The 21,693-nt window shown below is 68.1% G+C and carries 17 protein-coding genes; 11 read left to right on the top strand and 6 right to left on the bottom strand.

Annotated features, from left to right (window positions below):
- Nucleotides 1-88 precede the first annotated feature (88 nt).
- Nucleotides 89-1,090 carry an aldo/keto reductase gene (locus ACJMKZ_RS04520; RefSeq protein ID WP_405232006.1) on the top strand — a complete coding sequence of 334 codons (1,002 nt, stop codon included), beginning with the start codon at nt 89-91 and terminating at the stop codon, nt 1,088-1,090.
- A gap of 21 nt (nt 1,091-1,111) precedes the next feature.
- Here ACJMKZ_RS04520 and ACJMKZ_RS04515 read toward each other — a convergent pair whose 3' ends face one another.
- Complete coding sequence (locus ACJMKZ_RS04515) at nt 1,112-1,858, bottom strand: ZIP family metal transporter (protein ID WP_405232005.1); 747 nt, start codon at nt 1,856-1,858, stop codon at nt 1,112-1,114.
- 265 nt (nt 1,859-2,123) lie between these two features.
- Here ACJMKZ_RS04515 and ACJMKZ_RS04510 point away from each other — a divergent pair, with 265 nt between their 5' ends.
- From ACJMKZ_RS04510 to ACJMKZ_RS04500, 3 genes are all read left to right on the top strand, one after another.
- A complete protein-coding gene (locus ACJMKZ_RS04510; RefSeq protein WP_405232004.1) occupies nt 2,124-2,663 on the top strand; it encodes a type 1 glutamine amidotransferase domain-containing protein in 540 nt (179 codons plus the stop codon).
- 455 nt (nt 2,664-3,118) lie between these two features.
- The gene (locus tag ACJMKZ_RS04505; RefSeq protein ID WP_405232003.1) at nt 3,119-4,189 is read left to right on the top strand and encodes a saccharopine dehydrogenase family protein; all 1,071 of its coding nucleotides are present in this window, start codon (nt 3,119-3,121) and stop codon (nt 4,187-4,189) included.
- Between the two features lie 42 nt (nt 4,190-4,231).
- Nucleotides 4,232-5,434 (top strand): hypothetical protein, encoded by a 1,203-nt coding sequence (locus tag ACJMKZ_RS04500; protein WP_405232002.1) that lies wholly within the window; start codon nt 4,232-4,234, stop codon nt 5,432-5,434.
- A gap of 44 nt (nt 5,435-5,478) precedes the next feature.
- Here ACJMKZ_RS04500 and ACJMKZ_RS04495 read toward each other — a convergent pair whose 3' ends face one another.
- From ACJMKZ_RS04495 to ACJMKZ_RS04485, 3 genes are all read right to left on the bottom strand, one after another.
- Nucleotides 5,479-7,032 carry an acyl-CoA carboxylase subunit beta gene (locus ACJMKZ_RS04495; protein ID WP_405232001.1) on the bottom strand — a complete coding sequence of 518 codons (1,554 nt, stop codon included), beginning with the start codon at nt 7,030-7,032 and terminating at the stop codon, nt 5,479-5,481.
- A 6-nt stretch (nt 7,033-7,038) separates the two neighbouring features.
- Nucleotides 7,039-7,488: a universal stress protein gene (locus tag ACJMKZ_RS04490; protein WP_405232000.1), complete on the bottom strand. Its 450-nt coding sequence runs from the start codon at nt 7,486-7,488 to the stop codon at nt 7,039-7,041.
- 166 nt (nt 7,489-7,654) lie between these two features.
- A complete protein-coding gene (locus ACJMKZ_RS04485; protein WP_405231999.1) occupies nt 7,655-10,135 on the bottom strand; it encodes an efflux RND transporter permease subunit in 2,481 nt (826 codons plus the stop codon).
- 309 nt (nt 10,136-10,444) lie between these two features.
- Between ACJMKZ_RS04485 and ACJMKZ_RS04480 the strand changes: the two genes are divergently transcribed.
- The 3 genes from ACJMKZ_RS04480 (at nt 10,445) to ACJMKZ_RS04470 (ending at nt 16,220) form a co-directional block, all read left to right on the top strand.
- A complete protein-coding gene (locus ACJMKZ_RS04480; protein ID WP_405231998.1) occupies nt 10,445-10,651 on the top strand; it encodes a dodecin family protein in 207 nt (68 codons plus the stop codon).
- A gap of 13 nt (nt 10,652-10,664) precedes the next feature.
- Nucleotides 10,665-11,828: a baeRF3 domain-containing protein gene (locus ACJMKZ_RS04475; protein WP_405231997.1), complete on the top strand. Its 1,164-nt coding sequence runs from the start codon at nt 10,665-10,667 to the stop codon at nt 11,826-11,828.
- Between the two features lie 348 nt (nt 11,829-12,176).
- A complete protein-coding gene (locus ACJMKZ_RS04470; RefSeq protein WP_405231996.1) occupies nt 12,177-16,220 on the top strand; it encodes a hypothetical protein in 4,044 nt (1,347 codons plus the stop codon).
- A 90-nt stretch (nt 16,221-16,310) separates the two neighbouring features.
- Here ACJMKZ_RS04470 and ACJMKZ_RS04465 read toward each other — a convergent pair whose 3' ends face one another.
- Complete coding sequence (locus tag ACJMKZ_RS04465) at nt 16,311-17,243, bottom strand: class I SAM-dependent methyltransferase (RefSeq protein ID WP_405231995.1); 933 nt, start codon at nt 17,241-17,243, stop codon at nt 16,311-16,313.
- An 87-nt stretch (nt 17,244-17,330) separates the two neighbouring features.
- Between ACJMKZ_RS04465 and ACJMKZ_RS04460 the strand changes: the two genes are divergently transcribed.
- The gene (locus ACJMKZ_RS04460; RefSeq protein WP_405231994.1) at nt 17,331-17,504 is read left to right on the top strand and encodes a hypothetical protein; all 174 of its coding nucleotides are present in this window, start codon (nt 17,331-17,333) and stop codon (nt 17,502-17,504) included.
- 9 nt (nt 17,505-17,513) lie between these two features.
- Nucleotides 17,514-18,992 carry a pyridoxal phosphate-dependent decarboxylase family protein gene (locus tag ACJMKZ_RS04455; RefSeq protein WP_405231993.1) on the top strand — a complete coding sequence of 493 codons (1,479 nt, stop codon included), beginning with the start codon at nt 17,514-17,516 and terminating at the stop codon, nt 18,990-18,992.
- Here ACJMKZ_RS04455 and ACJMKZ_RS04450 read toward each other — a convergent pair.
- Nucleotides 18,989-19,723 (bottom strand): flavodoxin family protein, encoded by a 735-nt coding sequence (locus ACJMKZ_RS04450; protein WP_405231992.1) that lies wholly within the window; start codon nt 19,721-19,723, stop codon nt 18,989-18,991. The genes ACJMKZ_RS04455 and ACJMKZ_RS04450 overlap by 4 nt on opposite strands.
- 90 nt (nt 19,724-19,813) lie before the next feature.
- Between ACJMKZ_RS04450 and ACJMKZ_RS04445 the strand changes: the two genes are divergently transcribed.
- Nucleotides 19,814-20,593: a glucosaminidase domain-containing protein gene (locus ACJMKZ_RS04445; RefSeq protein ID WP_405231991.1), complete on the top strand. Its 780-nt coding sequence runs from the start codon at nt 19,814-19,816 to the stop codon at nt 20,591-20,593.
- On the top strand, nt 20,586-21,692 hold the full coding sequence (locus ACJMKZ_RS04440) for a polysaccharide deacetylase family protein (protein ID WP_405231990.1): 1,107 nt from the start codon (nt 20,586-20,588) through the stop codon (nt 21,690-21,692). The genes ACJMKZ_RS04445 and ACJMKZ_RS04440 overlap by 8 nt, the downstream gene beginning before the upstream one ends.
- Nucleotide 21,693 lies beyond the last annotated feature (1 nt).

Here is a 21,693-nt window from a genome sequence, read left to right as displayed (position 1 = left end):
GGCTTACCGTAGGCTCACTCAGGCAACATGGCCGAAACGACTCTCCGGGCGGAATTGCCTCCCGGACATCGAAAGGCGCATACCCATCATGGAGTACTACCGCATCCCCGACACCGACCTGGAGGTCTCGCGCATCGCGCTCGGCACCTGGGCCATCGGCGGCTTCATGTGGGGCGGCACCGAGAAGCGCCGCTCCATCGAGACCGTACACGCCGCGCTGGAGCGCGGCGTCAATCTCGTCGACACGGCGCCGGTCTACGGCTTCGGTACTTCCGAGCAGATCGTCGGCGAAGCACTGCGGGAGTACGACGGCGACGGACCCGTTCACGTCTCCACGAAGGTGGGACTGGACTGGACGGAGGACGAGCGGATCTTCCGCAACGGCAGCCGCGACCGGGTTCGCTACGAGATCGACGCGTCCCTGAAGCGCCTGGACCGGGACGTCATCGACATCTACTTCGTACACTGGCCTGACTGCACCCGACCCGTGGCCGAGACGGCGGGGGCGATGCGCGAGTTGCTCGAGGAAGGGCTCATCCGGGCGGTCGGCGTCAGTAACTTCACGCCGGATCAGATCGCCGCGTTCCGGGACGAGTGTCCCGTGCACATCTGCCAGCCGCCCTACAACATCCTCGAGCGCGGCATCGAGGCGAACGTCAAGCCGTACTGCGAGCACCACGGCCTGCCGTTCATGACCTACGGCGCGCTCTGCCGCGGCCTGCTGACCGGCAAGATGTCCCGCGACCGGGAGTTCGAGGGCGACGACCTGCGACAGGCCGACCCCAAGTTCGCGGAACCCCGTTTCGAGCGCTACCTGGCGGCGGCGACGGATCTGGAGAAACTCGCCCGGCGGAAGACCGGCCGGTCACTCCTCGCGTTCAGCCTGCGCTGGGTGCTGGAGCAGGGCGTGCCGATCGCGATCTGGGGCGGCCGCAAACCCGCGCAGATGGAACCCATCGACGAGGTGTTCGGCTGGTCCATGGATCTGGCGCTGCTTTCGTCGGTCGACGGCATCCTGAACGAGCACATCGACCATGCCGTGGGCCCCGAGTTCATGGCGCCGCCGACCGGGCTGGAACCCGGCCGGTAGGATCAGGACTGCGCACCGGGATCAGCCCAGCACGTAATACTGGAAGGCAAGCAGGGCAGCGAAGGACAGCACTACCGCAACGCCCGCCGTAGAACCGGAGATGCGATCCAGGGCATCCGGTATGAGTTCCGAGAAGACCATCCAGATCATGGCGCCGGCGGCGAGGCCGAGACCGACCGGCAGCCAGGGCTCGAAAGCGAGCACGAACAGAAAGGCGGGCACTGCCATGAGCGGCTGGGGCAGGCTTGTGAAGATGCTCCAGGCGCCGGCTTTCCACACCGGTGTTCCGCGCGGAATGAGCACGAGGCTGATGGCGAGTCCCTCGGGGATGTTGTGCACGGCGATCGCCGATGCGATGAATACGCCAAGTGCCTCGCTGCCGCCGAACGAGACGCCGACGCCCACTCCCTCCGCGAAGGAATGGGCCGTCATGATGCCTAGGATGAGCAGTGCCTTGCGCGCGTCGGCGCCGTTCAGTTCGGCGACGTCGACGTTGTCGCCTCTACCGGCCAGCAGGCGGTCGGCTACAACTACCAGCAGCAGTCCGAGCAGGATGCCGGCAATTGTGCGGCCGGGCGAAGCGCCGAAGCCCTCGGCGATCAGTCCGTGGCTGGCGGCCAGCATGAGGCCGGCGGCCGCGGCGCTGGACACGCCGAGCCACCACCGGCTGACGCCGCTCACGAACAGGAACGGCAGGGCGCCCAGCCCGGTGGCTGCGGCCGTAATGGCTGCCGCAACTGCAACGCTCCAGACGTTTACGTCGATCATGCACGCAGCGTAGCGGAAGTTCGCGGGTGGCGCAGTGCGGGCGGCGGACCGGGCCGGTGTCGGTCAGAAGCGGTCGAATGCATATCGGCTCGCTGCGGGCGGGGCGGTAATGAAAAGGTTGCAGACGCCGCGGCAATCCTTGCAGCGGCAGTGCCGGTGAGTCGGTCGTCTCCGTGGTGGCGAGGCGCGAATTTGTGGTACGGCTCTTGCAGACTTGCAGAGAGCAGCGGAGGAGTGCGATGGCAATCAAAAGGAGGTTTCCAGCATGAGTGAAGGACGTTCGCTGAAGGGTAAGAAAATTGCCTTCCTCGCAACCGATGGCGTGGAACAGGTGGAACTGACACGTCCGTGGTCGGCGGTGCGGGAAGCCGGGGCAGACGCGGAACTCCTGGCACCCAAGAGCGGTACGATCCAGGGATTCCGCCATCTCGACAAGGGCGATGTGTTCGATGTGGATCGGCCGGTAGCCGACGCCCGCGCGCAGGACTACGATGCGCTGGTTCTCCCCGGCGGCGTCGCGAATCCGGACTCGTTGCGACTGGACAAGGACGCGGTCCAGTTCACGCGCGAATTCTTCCGTCTCGGCAAGCCCATCGCGGCTATCTGCCACGGCCCGTGGGTGCTGGTGGAGGCCGCCGTGGTCGACGGACGCACGCTCACCTCCTGGCCGAGCCTGCAGACGGACATCCGCAATGCCGGCGGACGCTGGGTGGATCAGGAGGTGGTCACCGACGGCGGACTGATCACCAGCCGCAAGCCGGATGACCTGGATGCGTTCTGTCACGCGCTGCTGGAGCAGCTGTGAGCGAGGGATTAAGGTGCCGGACCGAACTTTCGTGACTTATTGAACTTTTTGGCACGCGCGCGAAGCTGAAACCCGGCACCCGCGGGCGCCGCAGTCAAGATCGGCGCCGAAAGTCAGAATCGGCCTGTGAGGGCAGTCGCTTCAAGCGTCGATCTCATCAGGATGATGACGATTCTCATAGGTGCTCCTTTTCAGTGATTGCCTGCCCGACAGCATGCACGTTCCATACCATCCCAAGGCTCTGTGGGGGTCGGAAAGGGGCTGGTGACCTGCTACAGTCGCATCGAAAAGGTTCCGGTTGTAACTAATAAGCCGGGTGCCGGACCGAACTTTTTGAACTGACTAAACTTATGCGCCATCTTGCGGGTGCCGGCATGCGCGCGGGACACTAAGTTGGAAAAGTCACAAAAGTTCGGTCCGGCACCCCAAACACCCCAAAAAGTCGAGGAGGCGAGATGTCGTTCAAGAAAGTCGCGGTACTGGGTATCGGCAAGGTGGGCAAGCTGGCGGCGTTGCTGCTGGAGGAGTCCGGTTTCGACGTGACCGGCATCGACAGCAGGAAGCTCGACCTCGGCACCTCGTTCCCGCTCATCCAGGCGGATATGGGCGATACCGCCGGCCTCGCCAAGATACTCAAGCCCTACGAGGCCGTACTCTCCTGCCTCCCGTACGCGCTGAACACGGAAGTGGCCCGCGCCGCCCACGGCCTCGGCATCCACTATTTCGATCTCACCGAAGACGTGCCCACCACCGCAGCCATCCGTGAACTCAGCGAGACGTCGAAGGGGATCATGGCGCCCCAGTGCGGTCTCGCGCCCGGCTTCGTCGGCATCGTTGCCTCCCATCTCGCCCGCCAGTTCGACCGCGTTCGCTCCATCAAGATGCGCGTCGGCGCGCTGCCCCAGAACCCGACCGGCCTGCTCGGTTATAACTTCAACTGGTCGCCCGAGGGCGTGGTCAACGAGTACCTGAACGATTGCGAAGTCATTGAGGAAGGTGTTCACAAGTGGGTCTCGCCCATGGAGTGGGTTGAGACCGTGTTCGTCAACGGCCGCAAGCTCGAGGCCTTCACCACTTCGGGCGGGCTGGGCACGATGTGCGAGACCTTCAAGGACCACGTCGAGAATCTCGACTACAAGACCATGCGCTATCCGGGCCACGTGGATCTGATGAACTTCTTCTTCCACGAATTACTGATGCGCGAGCGCCGCGACCTGGCCGGCGAGATCCTCACCAACGCCAAACCGCCCGTGGACGAGGACGTGGTGCACGTCCACATCTCGGCCGAGGGCTGGAAGGACGACGAGCTGTCCCGCCGCGAGTTCGTGCGCTCCTACTATCCGCAGAAGGTTCGCGACGAACGCTTCACCGCCATTGCCTGGACGACGTCGGCATCGGTGACCGCCGTCATCGAAATGGTCCGCGACGGCAAACTGCCGCAGCAGGGATTCCTCAAACAGGAAGACATTCCGGTGATGCCGTACCTGCAGAGGCGGACCGGCGGAATGTTCGGCGAGAAGGTATAGAAGTCCGGGCCAACGACCACGATATCGCGATATGCTCGCGACATGAGCGCGCGGCGGACGCTGGGCTGGGCGACGGCAACGGGGCTACTGCTGGTGGTTCTCGGCGTACTGTATGCCGGCCGGGACGAGGGCGCGAGCAGTCGGGCGGACCCGATGGTCAGCGGCCGCGAAACACCTGCTACGTCCCCGCCAAGCCGATTATCGGGCGGGCTATCCATCGGCGGCGTGAAGCAACGACGGTTGCCATCGGGAGCCGGTTCTCGTCCGCCGGATTCCCGCAGCAGCGAGATCCGCTTCGACTGCGCGCAACCTGCTCCGCAGTCCTGGACGGAGGCCGATATGGAGGCCGCCCGGGCGGAGGGCGAGGCCCTGCGGGCTCGATGGTTAGAGCGTCTCGATGCCGCGGAGGATCCGGATCTGCGTCTCGCGGCCGCACTGTTCCTCGACGAGGACGACCCGGAGCGGCTGGAGCTTCTCTGGTCTGCAGTGGAGGCCGGCGACGAGCGACCGCTGACGCTGCATCGGTTGCTGACCACCTGTCTCGCGCAGCCGGCGGCGGGGCGGTGCGCTGATCACCGGATCGTTTCGCGTGCCATCGCGGCCGATCCGCACAATGGCGCCATGTGGGTAACGGCGGCGGCCTGGCGGCTTGGCCATGATGAGCCGCAAGCGGCGCTGGAAGCGATGGAGCGCGCGGCAGCGGCCAGCACGCATCGGGAGTATTTCATCGACGCCGTCCTGGTATACGAGCAAGGACTGGCCGCAGCCAGCGATCTGGGTTATTCGGAACGAGTTCCCTTTGCCATCGCCCTGGAGGCGGCGACCCCGATACCGTTTACCCGGCTCTCCCGTGCGTGCAGTGAGCGGGTGGAGGCCGATTCGGTCTGGCGCGGCACTTGTGCCGAACTCGGACGGAGTACGGCTCGACGCGCTCACACCATGCTTGGGCAGCTGCTCGGCCTCGAGTTACGGCGGATGACCGCGGAAGCAGGCGGTGATGGGGCCGAATCGGCGGAGGTGTCCGAGAGGGTGTCAGAGCTGATGGCGCTGATGCGCGACGATCGGCGTGCGGAAGCGGAGACTGTTCGCCGTAATGACGACCGCTTCGCGCGGGCCTACCTCGATGAATGGCGCACCCGCGGCGAGGCCGCGGCGCTGCGCTCCATGATGGAAGAGGTCGATCGCCTGAAGCGTATTCCCGGCTACGATCCTTGCCGCGGCAAGGCGGCTCCGCCTGGCCAATAAGTTCCAAAAGTTGCAAAAGTTCGGTCCGGCACCTACCACGGCACCTACCAGGTGTCGACGTAGCGGCCGCCGCCACCGCCGCGTTTCGGCAGGCGCGCCAGCATACCGGCCAGTTCCCGGCGGGTGTCGGCCGGGTCGATGACGGCGTCGATCTCCAGGTGTGCGGCGGCCTCCGTGGCCTTGCCTGCCTCGTACATCTTTCTCACCAGCTTCTCGAACAGCGCCTCGCGTTCGGCGCGGTCCTCCACCGCCTCGAGTTCTTTCCGGTAACCCAGCCGCACGGCGCCTTCGAGGCCCATGCCGCCGAACTCTCCGGTGGGCCAGGACGCGGTCCACACCGGGGCCGCGAGACTGCCTCCGGCCATCGCCATGGCGCCCAGCCCGTAGCCCTTGCGCAGAACAACGGCGAGGATCGGCACCGTGACGTTCGCGCCCACCACGAACAGCCGTGACATGCGGCGCACCGCCGCCTCCTGCTCGCTGTCCGGTCCTACCATGAAACCGGGCGTGTCGATGAGGGAGAGCGCCGGCAGGCCCCAGCCGTCGCAGAGCTGAAGGAAACGGGCTGCCTTCTCCGCGGCTGGCGCGGTGATGGCGCCGCCGAGCTGGCGGCAGTCGTTTGCGATCAGGCCCACCGGCCGTCCCTCGATGCGCAGGAAGCCGGTGATGACCGGGGCGCCGTAGCGCCGGCGCAGCTCGATGAAGCTGCCCGTGTCGGCGAGGGTCTCGATGACGTCGCGCACGGGGTACACCCAGCGCCGGTCGGCGGGGATGAGATCGCGCATCGCCGTCTGGTCGGCGCATGTCCAGTCACCGGTCCGGCCCTGATAAAGTGCCAGCAGACGGCGCGCGATGTCGGTGGCGTGGGCCTCGTCCTCTGCGACGATATCGACGACGCCGTTCCCGTCCTGTACCTCCACGGGTCCGATCTCGGTGGGCGCGTGCTTGCCCAGGCCGCCGCCCTCGATCATGGCGGGCCCGGCCATGCCTATCCACGAACTCTTCGTGGCGATGGTGACGTCGGCGGAGCCGAACAGCGCCGCGTTGCCCGCGAAACAATAGCCGTTGTTGATGGCGATACGCGGTACCGTCCCTGACAGTCGTCCCCAGGTGCGGAACGACGACAGATTCAGTCCGGCGATCTGGGTCGTGACGTCGGTGTCGCCGGGCCGCCCGCCGCCGCCCTCTGTGTACATCACCACCGGCAGGTGCCACTGCTCGGCCAGCTCGAAGATCCGGTCGAGCTTGCGGTGATGGAAGTAGCCCTGGGTGCCCGCCAGCACGCTGTAGTCGTAGACCACCACCGCCGCCCTCGCGTTCTCCCGGCCGAACAGCTCCGCGTTGATGGTCCCGGTGCCGGTGATGACGGCATCCGCGGGCGTGTTCTCCTCCAGGTCCGCGATGTCCCGGCGGCTGCGCTGGGCGGCGACGGCCAGCTGGCCGTATTCGGTGAAGGAACCGGCGTCGACCAGGTCGTCGAGATTCTCGCGCGCGGTCCGGTAACCCTTCGCGTGGCGCTTCTCGACCATGCCGGGCCGATTGGGGTCGAGTGTCTTCGCGAGACGCTCGCGGAGCGCCTCGGTCCGTTCGTCGGTCACGGCCGTTCAGTCCTGATCGGCGCCGCGCACGGTGAGCACCGGGCATTCGGCGTGGCGGACCACGCCCTCGGCAGTGCTGCCGATCAGCAGGTGCCTCAGACCGCTGCGCCCGTGAGTGGACATCACGATCATCGCGGCGCCGGCTTCCTTCGCGTAGCCGGTGATCTCGTCCACCGGACGGCCCTCCAGCACTTTCGCCACCGGCGGATTCGTGAAGCCGGTGAGTTCGTCTCTTGTGAACTCGTCCAGCTGCGCCTGGGCCTGGGCCACCAGTTCTTCCACGGTGGGCACCGCTGTCGGGACCTCCATGGAGGTATAGACGATGGGCGGCTCCACCACGGTGATGCAGTGCAGCTCACCGCTGAGCTGCTCCGTCATCTTGCGCGCCCAGTGCAGGGCGCCGGCCGACGTCTCGGAGAAATCGGTCGGAAATACGATCGTTGTCTTGCTGGCCATGGTCTGCACTCCTCCGGGGCGGTTGGCGCTCCCTGTTCACCCTCATGCTAGACAGGAAGCGGCGGGTTTTCCATCGTGGCAACGCGCGGCGGGCCTGCCATACGGTCTTGCAGGGAAGTCTTTCTCCCGCGTGGCCGGCGGAGCGGCTTGCCCCCGCGGATGCGGCTCAGTCCGGACTGCCGAGGACGCGGAGGCGCGAGAACAGGAGCGGCAGCAGCGATAGGTTGGCCACGAGCGCGACGGCCATCGCCAGTCCGGTGAGCAGCCCGAAGTAGATGGTGGGCACGAAATTCGACAGGGCGAGGATGGAGAAGCCCAGCATGATGGTGATGGAGGTGTAGTACATCGCGTGGCCGATACTGCGGTGGCAACGCTCGATGGTGGCGTCGTAGTCGCCGTCCTTCGCGAACTCCTCCTGGAAGCGGTACACGTAGTGGATGGTGTCGTCCACACCGATGCCGATGGCGATGGCAGCGATGGTGATGGTCATGATGTCCAGTGGCACCCCCAACGCACTCATGAGGGCCAGGACGGCGCTGGCGGCGACCAGGTTCGGCACGAGTGCCACCACGGCGACGGCCAGCGAGCGGAACGACAGCCAGAACATCAGCACGACGACCACCAGGACCACCCCGGCCGTCGTGACCTGGGAGCCCAGAAGGCTCTGCAGGACGTTGTTATAGAGCACCATCAGTCCGGTGAGATGTACGCGCTCCTCGCCCAGGCCCAGGTCCTCGGCGAGATGGCGGCGGATCGACTCCAGCAGTTCGTCCCGCTCCAGGGTATCGCTGGTCTCGTAAACCCGCGCGGCGATGCGCGTCTGGTGGCCCTCGACGGCGAGGTAGGGCTCGAACAGCACGTCCTTCACCTCCTCCGGCAGGCGTTTGTAGACGATCGAGAGCTGGAAGTTGTCGAGCTCCTCCTCGCCCATGACCTGGCGGATGACCTCCAGCGTCGTCGAGAGCGAGAGCACCTTGCCGATGTCCGGCCGGGACGCGAGATGATCGTGAGCCCGGCGCAGGAGGTCGCTGCGCGCGGCGTTGTACCAGTAGCTGCGCGATGCCAGGCCGGGCTCGCCGGGCAGGGCCAGCTCGTCCGCTTCTCGCTGTGCGTCCTCCTGGGCGGACACGAATTCCGGGTCCGCGTCCAGGATGACGTCCAGGGGCGTGGTGCCGCCGAGTCGCTCGTCGATCACCTTCATGCCCTGGTAGATGGCGGTGCTTTGCTTGAAGTAATCGATGAAGCGGTTGTCGACGCTGAGCTGCAGCACGCCGGCCGTGCTCGCGACGGCGATCAGTGCGTAAACGGCCAGCGTTGTCCGGGGCGCGGAGCCGATCAGGCGCGAGAAGAGTCCCGTGATGCGATTGGTGAAGTTGCCGCTCTCGGGCGGCTCGCCGGGCGTGAGCAGCACCAGCGAGGCCGGCAGAATCAGGAAGGTGAGCACGAAGGCCATGGCCATGCCGATCACCATCATCCAGCCGAAATCGATGACCGGGCGGATGTCGCTCACCACCAGCGAGCCGAAAGCCACCATGGTCGTGAGCGCCGTATAGAGCGCCGGATAGAACTTGTTCCGCACCGTCTCGCGTACCAGCTCCCGCTGGCCTGCATCCGGCTGCTCGCGGTGCAGCTCCCGGTGGCGCACGACCAGGTGCACGTTCAGCGACAGCGTCAGAATGAGCATCAGCGAGACGAAGTTGGACGACACCACGGTGACCGGCCACTGCACGAGGCCGAGGAAGCCGATCATGCCGACCACGGCAGCGGCGCAGGTCGCGAGCGGCAGCACCACCCAGCGCGGCCGGCGGAAGATGACGGCGAGCAGGGCGACCAGTGCCACGGCGAGGCCCATGCCGAACACGATCAGGTCGCGGCGGATGAAGTCCACCAGATCGGCGGCGATCATCGGCAGCCCGCCCAGATGCAGCTCGGTGCCGTCCCGGTAGTTCTCGACGATGCCCCGCACCGCCGCGATGGTGCGATGCAGTTGGGTCTGCTGGGACTCGCGACGCTCGCGGATGTCCTGCTCCACCTCGGCCAGTGCCGCGGACTCGTCTGCCGTGAGGTCGCGCTCGAGGCGGATCTCGCGCAGATCGGCGCGCCGGTTCAGCAGTTTCGTGTAGGCCTCGTCCTGCTCCAGATTGACCTGCAGCGCAGTGGTGCCGCCGTCCGGGCTCATCAGGCGGTTGCGGTAGAGCGGGCTGGTGGTCAGCTCCTCGCGCGCGAGTTCGCGGTCGACCTTCGCGGACAGCAGGGTTGGCGCGCCGTCCGCGAGTTCTCTGGGTCCGAGCGGCGGGCTCTGCAGCAGCGGCACGTCGAGGATGGAGACCACTGAGGCCACGCCCGGGGCGCCCTCCAGTTCGTTTCGCAGCTTGCCGAGATCGTCGAGTACTGCGTCGGAGAAGAGATCTCCGGACGGCGTATACGTGAGGATGAGGAAGTCGTCGGAGCCGTAACGGGCGCGGATGGCCCGGTAGTAGCGGATGCCGGTATCGCTCTCCAGAAGCAGCGAATCGCTGGAGGTGTCGAGCGCGAAGTCCGGCGCACGACTGGCAAGCAGGCCGACGGCGAGGGCCGTAATCAGCAGTGTGATTACGGGTCGGCCCAGGACCAGGGAATCGTACAGAGACAGTGCCGCCTTACGCATCCGCGCCCGCCGTCAGGGCTGCTCGCCTCATCGTTCCCGCCCCCCTCCGCTGGATGGCGTCTCGTCGGGTTCCTTCCCATCGCATCGACATAAGTATAGAGGGTTTCCGGAGCCAGCCACAGCGGCATCGGCCGGAGTCAGATTCTGCATGCCGAAGATGCAGATTCTGCACGTAGCGACGCGTCAGTGCGGTACCGGCGCCTCCGAACAGCGGCCGACAGGCGGCTGCCGCCGTCCCGGGGTAACGGCATGGAAATTGCTCCTTATCTGGAGGAGGACGAAATTCGACGACCGAAAGGAGAGTAAAGCATGTCAGTAGTGAAAGTGACCGAGATCATGTCCGATTCGAAGAAAAGCTTCGAAGACGCCATCAATGACGGCATCGCCCGGGCGAGCAAGACCGTCCACAACATCCAGTCGGCCTGGATCAAGGAGCAGAAGGTCGTCGTGGAGAACGACAAGGTCTCCGGGTACCGGGTGGCGATGAAGGTCAGCTTCCTCGTGGACGATAAATAGCCGCACGCGTCCAGTGACTGACAACTACATCACAGCGCCGGACGACGGCGCTTTACGCGAGATCGCCGCGGACCGCGGCGAGACGCCTCATGTCAGCGTCATCGTCCCGTCGACGGCTCTGCCCTCCGAGCGGCAGGAGAACGAGATACGCCTGAAGAACCGCATCGCCGAGGCAGACGGCCAGTTGCAGGCTCTTGGCCTGGACGATCGGCGCCGCGCCGCCGTGCTCCGGCCGCTGGTCGAGGCACGCGACGCCGGCACGTTCTGGCCCGCGGAGCCACTGGACGGCGGCCTGGCGGCATACACCACGGGCAGCGGCCTGACCCGTATCGCGCTGGCGCAACGACCGCGGGAGCTGACCGTAGTCGGCTGGCGTTTCCATCTGAAACCGGTGTTGGAGGCGAAGAGCCTGCCCGACTCGTTCGCGGTGCTGGCCATCAGCCAAAACGACGTGCGACTGTTCGCGGGCGACCATGATGGTCTGCGGCCGCTGGATCTCGCCGGCCGGGCTCCCCGCTCGCTGGAGGAGTCGGCGGGACACGATCTGACCGAGCCCAACCTGCAGCACCACGCCGGGCATCGTGGCAGCTCGGAGGCTATCTATCACACCCATGGTGGCGGCAAGGACGACGTGACGCCGGAGCTGAAGCGCTTCCTGCGCGAGGTCGATCAGGCGGTGCAGGATCTCCTGCCGGACCGCGAAGCATCGCTGGTCCTGGCCGGCGTGGAGTCGCTGCTCGCCCTGTACCGGCAGGTGACGGATCTCCCGGTCATACTGGAAGACGAGCTGCACGGCAACGTGGAACATCTCTCTGCGGCGCAGCTGCACGAGCGCGCCAGGGATCTGGTGGAACGCCGCCACAAGCAGGACGATCGGGACGCCGCCGCGGCTCTGGCCGATGCGGCGGGCAGCGGCAGCGCGACCGACAGCACCGATCAAGCCCTGCTCGCCGCGCTGGAAGGACGCGTCAGCGAGATCGTCGTCGCCGGCGACCGGGAAGACTGGGGCTATGTCGACGAAGGTGCCCACGAGGTACGCCACCGGGACGAACTGCCTAGAGAGGACCTCCTCGACCGCGCTGCAGTGGAGACTTGGCTGCACGGCGGTCAGGTGCGGGTGCTGCCGGCGGAAGAACTCCCCGGCGAGCGCCTGGTCTGCGCCTCCCTCCGCTACTGACCCCCGCGTAGGAGGGCCTTCAGGCCCGATCCGGCTTCCAGTCAGGCCGGTCTGGCTTTCTCTTGGCGTCGGCACGCCATCGGGCGGGTACGGGTCGCGGGGACGCTCAGTCGGACGTACTGTCCTCCTTCGCTTCGGCCGGGCCTCCTTCCCGCCGTCATGGCTCCAGTCGGCCCGGACGACCCCGCAACCCGTATACCCCCGCAGGGCGGCCAGAAAAGAAGGGAATCGGGCCTGAAGGCCCTCCTACGGTTCGGCGTAGAATATGGTCACGCGCGGAAGGCCGCTTCGTGACCCCGGAGCGGCGGCTGCGCCGTTGGCACTACGCCAGATCATGGGAGGAAGGGCATGAGGATGCGGCTGCGGGTTTGTTTGCTGTTTGTGGCGGCCTCGGCCGCTTTCCTCCCCGCGGCCGCGGCGACCGCCGCTCCGGCCTGGGTACCTCAGGACCTGCGGGACTGGGTGCCCTGGGTGACCCGGGGCAGCGAGTACCGGGAGTGTCCTTTCCTGCTCGGCACACGAGCGCAGGCCGAGTCGGACTTCCGCTGTGCCTGGCCCGGCACGCTCCGGCTCGAGGTGGATGGCCGCGGTGCCCGGTTCGAGCAATTGTGGGAGGTCGTTGCCGCCGAGCAGTGGGTGCCGCTGCCGGGAGACGCCGAGCACTGGCCCGCCCTCGTCGAAGTCGACGGACGTCCCGCCACCGTTTTCGAACACGATGCCCGCCCGGTGCTCCGGCTGGCCCCCGGCCGCTACTGGATCGGCGGGCGCTTCGACTGGCAGGGCCGGCCGCGAACGCTCGCGATACCCACGGAGACCGGCCTGCTGGCCCTGACCGTCGACGGCGAGCCGGTGCTGCAGCCGCGGCGTGACGACGACACCCTGTTCCTGGCACGGGATCAGGGTGCGTCGCCGCGGGAGGATGCGCTCGGCATCCAGGTGTATCGGCTCGTAGAAGACGCGGTGCCGAGCCGGCTGACCACGCGCCTGCAGCTGGAGGCAGCCGGCCGGGTCCGGGAAGTGACCCTGGGGCCGGTGCTGCCGGCCGGTTTCGTGCCCCAGTCGCTGACCGCGCCGATGCCCGCCCGCGTGGATGCGGACGGCACGCTCACGCTGCAGGTCGGCCCGGGCCGCTGGACGGTGGAGCTGGTCGGCCGCTCGGACACCCTGGTGGAAGAGATTCCACGGCCGTCCGCCGGCAGTGCCTGGCCCGGCACGGAGATATGGAGTTACCGGGCCGACGAACGCCTGCGCATCGCGGTGCCGGTGGGCATGACCACTGTCGATCCGGGACAGGCCGGTGTGCCTGCCGCCTGGGGCGCGCTGCCGGCGTTCGCTGTCGCCGGCGGCGATGCGTTCACGCTGGAACAGCGCCGCCGGGGTGGGCTGCCCGGCGACACCGCGCTCAGTGTGGAACGCCAGCTGTGGCTCGACTTCGACGGCGAGGGATTCACCGCGCTGGACCAGGTGCACGGCACGATGCAGCGGGACTGGCGTCTGGATCTGGCGCCCCCGTGGCAGCTCCTCGGTGCGCGCGATGGACGCGGTGACGCCCTGCTGGTCACCCACGATCCTGACGGCGACGCGCGCGGGGTGGAATGGCGCGAGCGCGACGTCTCACTGCAGGCGCTCAGCCGACTGCCCGGTGCGGCCGGTGTCCCGGTCACCGGGTGGTCGCAGCGGCTGACCAGCCTGAGTGCGACGGTACACCTGCCGCCGGGCTACCGGCTGGGTGCCGCCGTCGGCGCCGACAGCGCGCCCGGCGCCTGGCTGAGCCGCTGGCGGCTCCTCGACCTGTTCGTCGTGCTGCTGGCGGCCGCCGCCGCGGGCAAGCTCTATGGCCGTTGGGCCGGCGCCGTGGCCCTGGTCACGCTGGTGCTGATCCATCAGGACCTGCCCGTCTTCTCCTGGCTGCTCCTGAATCTGCTCACCGCGGTCGCGCTGGCGCGGGCGGCGCCGGAGGGACGGCTGCGTCAGCTCGCCCGCTGGTACCGTCACGGCAGCATGGCGGCGCTGGCGCTCCTGTTCGTGCCGTTCGCCGTGAACCAGATCCGCTACACCCTGTATCCCCAGCTCGAGGCGTCGGCGGCCTATGCACCGGCGCGGCTGCCTGCGGCCGCGCCGGCCCGGACGGTCATGGAAATGAAAGAAACGGCGGAATCGCGGGTCGCCGCCGACGCGCTCAAGGCAAGCGGCCAGGTCGCTGCCGGCCCGCCGCCGGTCGCCGCGCCGACGCGACCGGCCATCGAGCAGCGCTACGCGCCGGGTGCACGGGTCCAGACCGGTCCGGGCATCCCGGACTGGCGCTGGAACACCTACCCGCTGCGCTGGAGCGGGCCGGTGGAGCCTGGACAGACGATGCGCCTGGTGATTCTGCCCCGCTGGGCCGTCGCGCTGTGGCGCGTGCTCATGCTGGGACTTGGACTGGCCGTGCTGTGGTGGGTCGGGCGCGACACGATCGAGGCCCTGCGAAAGCTGCGCCAGCCGGTCGGCGGATCCGCGGGCGCGGCCTTGCCGCTGGCGATGCTGAGCGTGATGCTGGCCGCATCGATGCCGGGCGACCTGCGCGCGGAGACGCCGTCACCGGTATTGCTGGAGGAGCTGCGTCAGCGGCTGCTGGCAGCGCCGGAGTGCGTGCCCGACTGTGCCGTGATCGACTCGGCCGGCGTGGTGGCGACCGGAGACCGGCTCGAGATCCTGCTGGTCGTCAATGCGCTGGAGGCCGTAGCCGTGCCGGTGCCGGGCTCGGAACAGGGCTGGCTGCCCGGTACCGTGACCGTCGACGGGCAGTCGCCCGGGCAGGTGTTGCGGCATCCGGACGGCACGCTGTGGCTGGCCGTGGAAGCGGGTGTGCATCGTGTAGCGCTCGGCGGCCGGCTGCCGGATGCCGAGCGGGTGCAGATCGCGTTCCCCCTGGTGCCGAAACGTCTCAGCGTGCAGGCGAGCGGTTGGGTGGTTGCCGGGCTGCGCGGCGAGCGGCTGGTGGCGGATGCCCTCGAGCTGCGCCGCGACCGGCCGGCAGAGGAGGCCGCGGAGCCCGCCCTCGAAGGCGGGCGGTTCCCCGATTACCTGCGCGTCGCGCGCACCGTCACGCTGGGTCTCGACTGGTCGGTCACGACCCGCGTCACCCGAGTGGCACCGGCGGAAGGGGCCATCAACGCCGAGATTCCGCTGCTGCCGGGCGAGTCCGTGGTCACGGACGGGATCGCCGTGGAGGGCGGGCGCGTACAGGTGGCGCTCGGCAGCGGTCAGGACGGTATCGTCTGGCGTTCCTCGCTGGACCGCTCGGAGTCACTGACCCTGCGTGCGCCCGGGGATGCGCCCTGGAGCGAACGCTGGCAGTTCCGGGTGGGCAGTCCGTGGCACGCCACCCTGGACGGCGTGCCCGTGTACGAGACCGGCGATCAGGTCTGGCAACCCGTGTTCCTGCCGCTGCCCGGCGAGGCGCTGACGGTGGAGATCAGCCGGCCGGATGCCGTCGACGGCGCGCTGCTGGCCGTGGACCGTGTGTCGATGCACACCCGTTACGGTGCCCGTTCTGCGGAGACGACGATGGAGTTCGACTATCGCTCGTCGCTGGGCGGCCCCCATGTCATCACGCTGCCGGCCGGGGCGGAAGTGACCCGCCTGCAGCAGGACGGCAGCGAGTTGCCGGTCCCCGCGCCCGACGACGTGGTACGTATCCCGACGCTCCCCGGCAGCCACGCCGTGCAGATGTCGTGGCGGCAGGACATCGCGATGGACCGTCGCGCGGAGATTCCCGCGGTGGATCTCGCGGCGCCGGTCTCGAATATCTCCGTCAGCGCCGAGATGCCGCGCAACCGCTGGCTGCTGGGCACCAGCGGTCCGATCGTCGGGCCCGCCGTGCTCTACTGGCCGGCGCTGGCGGCGCTGGTCCTCGTCGCGGCAGCGCTCGGCCGGATGCGCCTCACGCCACTGAAGACCCGCCACTGGTTCCTGCTCGGTCTCGGTTTCAGTACGTTCGCCTGGCCGACCTACGCGCTGGTCGCAGGCTGGCTGCTGGCCATGGGCTGGAGGGAGCGCTGGGCCGACGACGTTGCCGACAACGAATTCCGGGCCAAGCAGGCGGCTGTGGGCGTCCTGTCGGTGGCGGCAATCGCGGCGCTCGTGCTCAGCATCCCGGTCGGGCTGCTGGGGACGCCGGACATGCACATCATGGGCAACGGCTCGTTCGGCTACCAGATGAACTGGTTCCAGGACCGCAGCGACGGCGCGCTGCCCGCGGCGGGCATCGTCTCGCTGCCGCTGTGGATCTACAAGGTCGCCATACTGCTGTGGGCGCTGTGGCTGGCGTTCGCCCTCATGCGCTGGCTGCCCTGGGCCTGGCATGCCTTCAGCCGAGGCGGCATCTGGCGCGGCCGCGTAACAACGTAGGAGGGCCTTCAGGCCCGACCCCGAACATGTAGGAGGGCCTTCAGGCCCGATTGTCCTGAGGAATCGGGGCTGAAGCCCCTCCTACGTGGATTACTCCGCCGGCTTGCGGAACAGCAGCGTCATGCGGTTCGATTCGCCGACGGCCTGCAGCTGTTCGCGCAGTTCCGGGTCTTCCCGGCTCGTGGCCAGCGTCGGCGGCAGCCGCCACACCACGTCTTCGGCGGTCGGCTGGTCGGCCGGGTTCGCATTGATGTCGCTCTCGGCGGCCAGTTCGAAGCCGGCTTCCTCGAAGGCGTTGATGACGAACGCCTGCTTGAGGTAACCGGCGCTGCCGTCCGCCCACTCGTCGGGCATGTCCGGCCTTGCTTCGTGCTGGACGACGCCCACGACGCCGCCCGGCTTCAGCACCGCGTACGCATCGGCGAGCGCGGCCGTCAGGTAACCGCCTTCGTCCTCGAAGCGGGCGAGGTTGTGCAGGGCGCGGATGAACAGCATCGCATCCGCCGTTCCCTTCATCTCCCCGGGCAGCGAGCCGAGCACGAAGGCCGAGACCGCGGCGCCGTCATCGCCGGCCCAGCCTTCCGCCTGGGCGGTCCAGTCCTCCACCCAGGTTTCCTTCTTCTTGATCTGCTCGTCGCTGAAGAAGCCGAACAGCGGGAACATCTCCAGTGCGTAGTCGGCGCCGATGAGCCGGCCGTCCGCGCCCAGATAGGGCAGCAGGATCTTCGTGTACCAGCCGCCGCCGGGCAGCGCCTCTACCACTGTCATCCCGGGTTCGATGCCGAAGAACTCGAGCGTTTCCTGCGGATGGCGGTACTCGTAGCGGGCCTGCACCTCCTCTGGCTGGGCCCCCAGGATCTCCGCCAGGCGTTCGGGCGCGGGCTTCGTTGCGGGCTCGGGTGACGCCGTCTCCGCTGTCGCTTTTGGCTCGCCGGCCGGCGCGGTGGCGGGCGCCGAGGCCTCTTCGGGCTGGCCGCAGGCGGCAAGCAGCAGGGCGGCGGGCAACAGAAGGTAATTCTTCATGGTATTCCTCGTTCCGTCTCGCGGGTTTACGGTATGTCCGTCGATTCTAGGGCAGTCGCCAGTTCGCGCAAACGGTAAACTCGAAGCATGAATTCCAGATTGCTGTTGATGGTGGTCGTTCTTTCGCTGCTGGCGCTGCTCGCTCTCATCGGGCTGCAGCGAGCACTGGAGGAGGCGGTGCAGGAGCGCAGCCAGCAGGAATCTGCGCAAGAGGATACGCCGCCGGCGGAATCTCCGACTCCGGATACCGGGGCACGTTAGCATTCACGTATGCCGATCGACGCAGACAAGCTCGCTGCGCTGGAGGCACGTGCCGCCGCGCTGCACCCGTCCGCCGAAGAACGCGGCGAACTCCTGACCGCCGTCAACGAGCGTGCGGAAGACTATCTGACGCGGCTGGGTACCATGCCCGCCTACACGACGCCGGACCCCGCCGACCTCGCGCTGCTCGACGAGCCGTTCGGCGATGAGCCGGCGCCGCTCGACCCCGTACTCGCCGCCTATGCCCGAGGGGTCGAGCGGCCCGGCGTGAACGAGACCGTGGGCCGCTTCTTCGGCTTCATCCCGGGCAGCGGGCTGTACGCCGCGGCGCTCGGCGACTACCTTGCGGCGGTGACGAATCCGTACGCCGGGGTGACCTACGCCAGCCCGGGCGCCGTCAGAATGGAGCGCCGCCTGCTGCGCTGGGTGGCCGATTTCATCGGCTATCCGGAATCCGCCGCCGGAGACCTCACGTCCGGCGGCAGCATCGCCATCCTGTCGGCGATCGTGACGGCGCGGCAGGCCTGCGCCGTCCGGGCGCGGGACGTCGAACGCACGGCGGTCTACCTCACGGCCCAGACTCACCACTGCGTCGACAAGGCGCTGGCCATCGCCGGCGTCGGCGAGTGCGTGCAGCGGCGCATCCCGCTGGATGCACGCTACCGAATGGACGTCGCCGCGCTGGAGGCGCAGCTCGCGCAGGACCGCGCCGACGGCCTGCGCCCCTGGCTGGTCGTCGCCTCCGCCGGTACCACGGATACCGGTGCGGTGGATCCGCTGCCGGCCATCGCGGACGTCACCGAACGGGAACGGCTGTGGCTGCACGTGGACGGCGCCTACGGCGCCGCGTTCGCGCTGACGGAGGACGGGCGGCGCCGTCTGGCCGGCATGGAGCGGGCCGACTCCCTCGTGCTCGACCCCCACAAGGGCCTGTTCCTGCCGTTCGGCACCGGGCTGGTGCTGGTGCGCGACGGCGAGAAGCTGCGGCAGGCCTATACCTATACTGCGAACTACATGCAGGACACGGGCGGCTTCGGCGAGGCCATGGAACTCTCGCCGGCGGCAGCCTCGCCGGAGCTGAGCCGCCACTTCCGCGCGCTGCGTCTGTGGCTGCCGCTGAAGCTCGCCGGCGTGGACGCCTTCCGCGCTGCGCTCGAGGAGAAGCTGCTGCTCGCCCGCTACTTCCATGCACGCATGACGGGGCTGCCCGGCTTCGAGGTGGGACCGGAGCCGGACCTGTCCATCGTCGTATTCCGCTACGTGCCCGAGGAGGGCGACGCCGACGCGTTCAACCGACGACTGGCGGAACGCATCCAGGCGGACGGCCGCATCTACCTGTCCACGACGCGCCTCGGCGGGCACAACGTGCTGCGGCTGGCCATCCTGAACGTGCGCACCCACCGGCGCGAGGTGGATCTGGCCGTCGAGGTCATCCGCGAGACGGCCGGGGCGCTGGACGGGCGCGCCGATGCGTCCGCGCCAGACTAGCGGTACTCGGGATTCTCGAAGCCGAAGCGTTCGCCGGCCTCCCACGCGCTTCGCTGGTTGCCGTACGCCGGGATGCCGCCGGCGTCCTTCAGCATCCGCGCCAGGTGCATGAGGTTCCAGCTCATGAAGGTGACGTTGCGCTGGGTGAATTCGTTGTCGAAGCCGACCGGTCCGTCCCCTGACGGATCGCCGTAGCTCGGGCCGGGTCCCGCCTCGCCGATCCAGCCGGCGTCGCACTGGGGCGGGATGACGTAGCCCAGGTGCTGCAGCGCGTACATCACGCCCATGCCCACGTGCTTCACGCCGTCCTCGTTGCCGGTGACGATGCAGCCGCCGACGCGGCCGTAGTAGACGTACTGGCCCTTCTCGTTGGTCTCGCCGGACTGGGAATAGAGCCGCTCGATCACCCGTGAGCACACGGAGGATTTCTCGCCCAGCCAGATGGGCGTGCCGATCACCAGGATATCGGCGGCATGGACTTTCTCGTACAGCGCCGGCCAGTCGTCGCGCTCGTGGCCGTGCTCGGTCATGTCCGGCTGCACGCCGGGCGCGATGTGGTGGTCGACGGCCCGCACGGACTCCACGGCGACGCCCTGCCCGCGCAAGATGTTCCGTGAGGCTTCCATCAGCCTATCGGTGTGCGAGGGCTCCGGCGAGCGCTTAAGCGTGCAGTTGACGAAGAGGGCACGCAGGTCGTCGTAGCCGGCCGGCGGTTTGTCATGCTGTTCCATCGGTCGCTCCCGTGTCGTCCCCGGTGACACCTTAACGCCTCACCGGCCGTCCTGCAGAGGCGGAAAGGAGCGGATGTTAGTATCCCTGCCATGTTTTCCAGTGATCGACTACAGAATCTGCGCCGCGCCCTCGCCGGACGCGAGATGCTCGTGGCGGCGGCCGTCGCAGCCGTCGCCGTCCTGTTGTTCACAGGTCTGTTCCTTCTGCTGAGCGGCGACCGGGTGCCGGATTTCCGCCAGTACGAGGCCGGCGCCGAGCGCAAGGTGCGCTTCTTCGAGTTCCTCCGTCCGATCATCGAGGCCGAGAACACGCGGGTGCTCGAGGAGAGACGCCGCCTCGAGGAGCTGGCCGCCGAAGATGGACTCGGCTGGCTGGATCGCCGCTGGCTGCACGGCCTGGCGGAGGACTACGGGCTGGACCCGCAAGAGTACGAAGACGACACCCTGATCATGGCGCTGCTGCGCCGGGTGGATGTGGTGCCGGTCTCTCTCGCGCTGGCGCAGGCGGCCAAGGAATCCGGCTGGGGCACTTCCCGTTTCGCCCGCAAGGGCAACAACTTCTTCGGCGAGTGGTGCTACGACGCGGGTTGCGGCCTGGTGCCGCGGGCGCGGGCGGCCGAACGCAGCCACGAGGTGCGGGCCTTCGACAGTCCCCGCGAGTCCGTAGCGAGCTATCTTCGCAATATCAACACGAACCGGAGCTACAGGGAACTGCGCCGCGTGCGCGCCGGCCTGCGGGCGCAGGGCAGGCCGCTCTCCGGCCTGGTGCTGGCCGAGCAGCTGCAACGCTATTCGGAGCGGGGACAAGCCTACGTGGACGAGATCAAGGGGCTGATCCGCTACAACGACCTGGAGCAGACCGGTGCGTAGCCGCGGGCAGCGTACGCAACGGTGCTGCGCGGTCGTCCTGCTCGCGCTCGTCTCGGTCGCCTGCAATGCGGAGGATTCCACGGCCACGCCCGCCGATCCGGCGTCGCAGGCGCATGCGGTGATCCTGCTCTATCACCACGTGAGCGGGGACACGCCACCGTCCACCAGCGTGACGCCGGCGACCTTCGAGGATCATCTGGATTATCTCGCCGACTACACCGTGGTCCCGCTGGAGGCGATCGTCAGCGCGATCGAAGACGGCGTTGCACTGCCGCCGGATGCCGTGGCCATCACCTTCGACGACGCCTACGAGTCGGTGTACACGGAGGCGCTGCCGCGGCTGGAGCGGCGGGGCTGGCCCTTCACGGTGTTCGCCAGCACGGATTACATCGACGACGACTACGGCGGCTATCTGAGCTGGGATCAACTGCGTGAGATCGAGCGGCGCGGCGGCACGGTAGGCAACCACAGCCGCGCACACCGGCACATGATCCGCCGCCGGCCGGGTGAGTCCGCGGGCGAGTGGCGTGAACGCGTTGCCGCCGACATCCGCCACGCCGGTTCGCGGCTCGCCGACGAACTGCAGGCGCCGCTCGCCTATTTCGCCTATCCGTACGGGGAATTCGACCGCGACCTGGAAAATGTCGTGGCGGATCTCGGCCTCGTGGCCTTCGGTCAGCAGTCCGGACCGGTCGGGCCCGCATCGGACCGGCGGCACCTGCCTCGCTTTCCCGTGGCCGCCGCCTATGCGGACCTGGATTCGCTGGGCGACAAGCTCGACAGCCGCCCGCTGCCCGTAAAGGTGCTGGCGCCGGACAGCCGCGTGCTGGCGGCGGATGCCGGCCCGCCCGAACTGCGGGTCCGGATTCCCGAGGGCCCCTACGACCGCGAGCGCCTGAACTGTTTCGTCACCGGGCAGGAGCCTGCGCGCATCAGCTGGCAGGACGACGAGGCGACGATCCGCGCCCGCGCGCCGCTCGCACCCGGGCGCAGCAAGTTCAACTGCACGGTGCCGGCCCGGGACGCGTCCGACGTCTACTACTGGTACAGCTACCTCTGGATCAAGCCGCGAGCCGACGGCAGCTGGTACCCGGACTAGC

The sequence above is a fragment of the Lentisalinibacter salinarum genome, assembly GCF_040706555.1.
In the GTDB taxonomy this organism is placed as follows: domain Bacteria; phylum Pseudomonadota; class Gammaproteobacteria; order Steroidobacterales; family Woeseiaceae; genus Lentisalinibacter; species Lentisalinibacter salinarum.
This window is presented reverse-complemented; position numbering and strand designations above follow the sequence as displayed.

Excerpts from the sequence above, each read along its gene's own strand:
- ACJMKZ_RS04455 (WP_405231993.1), top strand. The coding sequence starts at position 17,514 with ATGCCGATCGACGCAGACAAGCTCGCTGCGCTGGAGGCACGTGCCGCC.
- ACJMKZ_RS04500 (WP_405232002.1), top strand. The coding sequence starts at position 4,232 with ATGAGCGCGCGGCGGACGCTGGGCTGGGCGACGGCAACGGGGCTACTG.
- ACJMKZ_RS04460 (WP_405231994.1), top strand. The coding sequence starts at position 17,331 with ATGAATTCCAGATTGCTGTTGATGGTGGTCGTTCTTTCGCTGCTGGCG.
- ACJMKZ_RS04510 (WP_405232004.1), top strand. The coding sequence starts at position 2,124 with ATGAGTGAAGGACGTTCGCTGAAGGGTAAGAAAATTGCCTTCCTCGCA.
- ACJMKZ_RS04465 (WP_405231995.1), bottom strand. The coding sequence starts at position 17,243 with ATGAAGAATTACCTTCTGTTGCCCGCCGCCCTGCTGCTTGCCGCCTGC.
- ACJMKZ_RS04520 (WP_405232006.1), top strand. The coding sequence starts at position 89 with ATGGAGTACTACCGCATCCCCGACACCGACCTGGAGGTCTCGCGCATC.
- ACJMKZ_RS04485 (WP_405231999.1), bottom strand. The coding sequence starts at position 10,135 with ATGCGTAAGGCGGCACTGTCTCTGTACGATTCCCTGGTCCTGGGCCGA.
- ACJMKZ_RS04505 (WP_405232003.1), top strand. The coding sequence starts at position 3,119 with ATGTCGTTCAAGAAAGTCGCGGTACTGGGTATCGGCAAGGTGGGCAAG.
- ACJMKZ_RS04515 (WP_405232005.1), bottom strand. The coding sequence starts at position 1,858 with ATGATCGACGTAAACGTCTGGAGCGTTGCAGTTGCGGCAGCCATTACG.
- ACJMKZ_RS04480 (WP_405231998.1), top strand. The coding sequence starts at position 10,445 with ATGTCAGTAGTGAAAGTGACCGAGATCATGTCCGATTCGAAGAAAAGC.
- ACJMKZ_RS04450 (WP_405231992.1), bottom strand. The coding sequence starts at position 19,723 with ATGGAACAGCATGACAAACCGCCGGCCGGCTACGACGACCTGCGTGCC.
- ACJMKZ_RS04445 (WP_405231991.1), top strand. The coding sequence starts at position 19,814 with ATGTTTTCCAGTGATCGACTACAGAATCTGCGCCGCGCCCTCGCCGGA.
- ACJMKZ_RS04490 (WP_405232000.1), bottom strand. The coding sequence starts at position 7,488 with ATGGCCAGCAAGACAACGATCGTATTTCCGACCGATTTCTCCGAGACG.
- ACJMKZ_RS04470 (WP_405231996.1), top strand. The coding sequence starts at position 12,177 with ATGAGGATGCGGCTGCGGGTTTGTTTGCTGTTTGTGGCGGCCTCGGCC.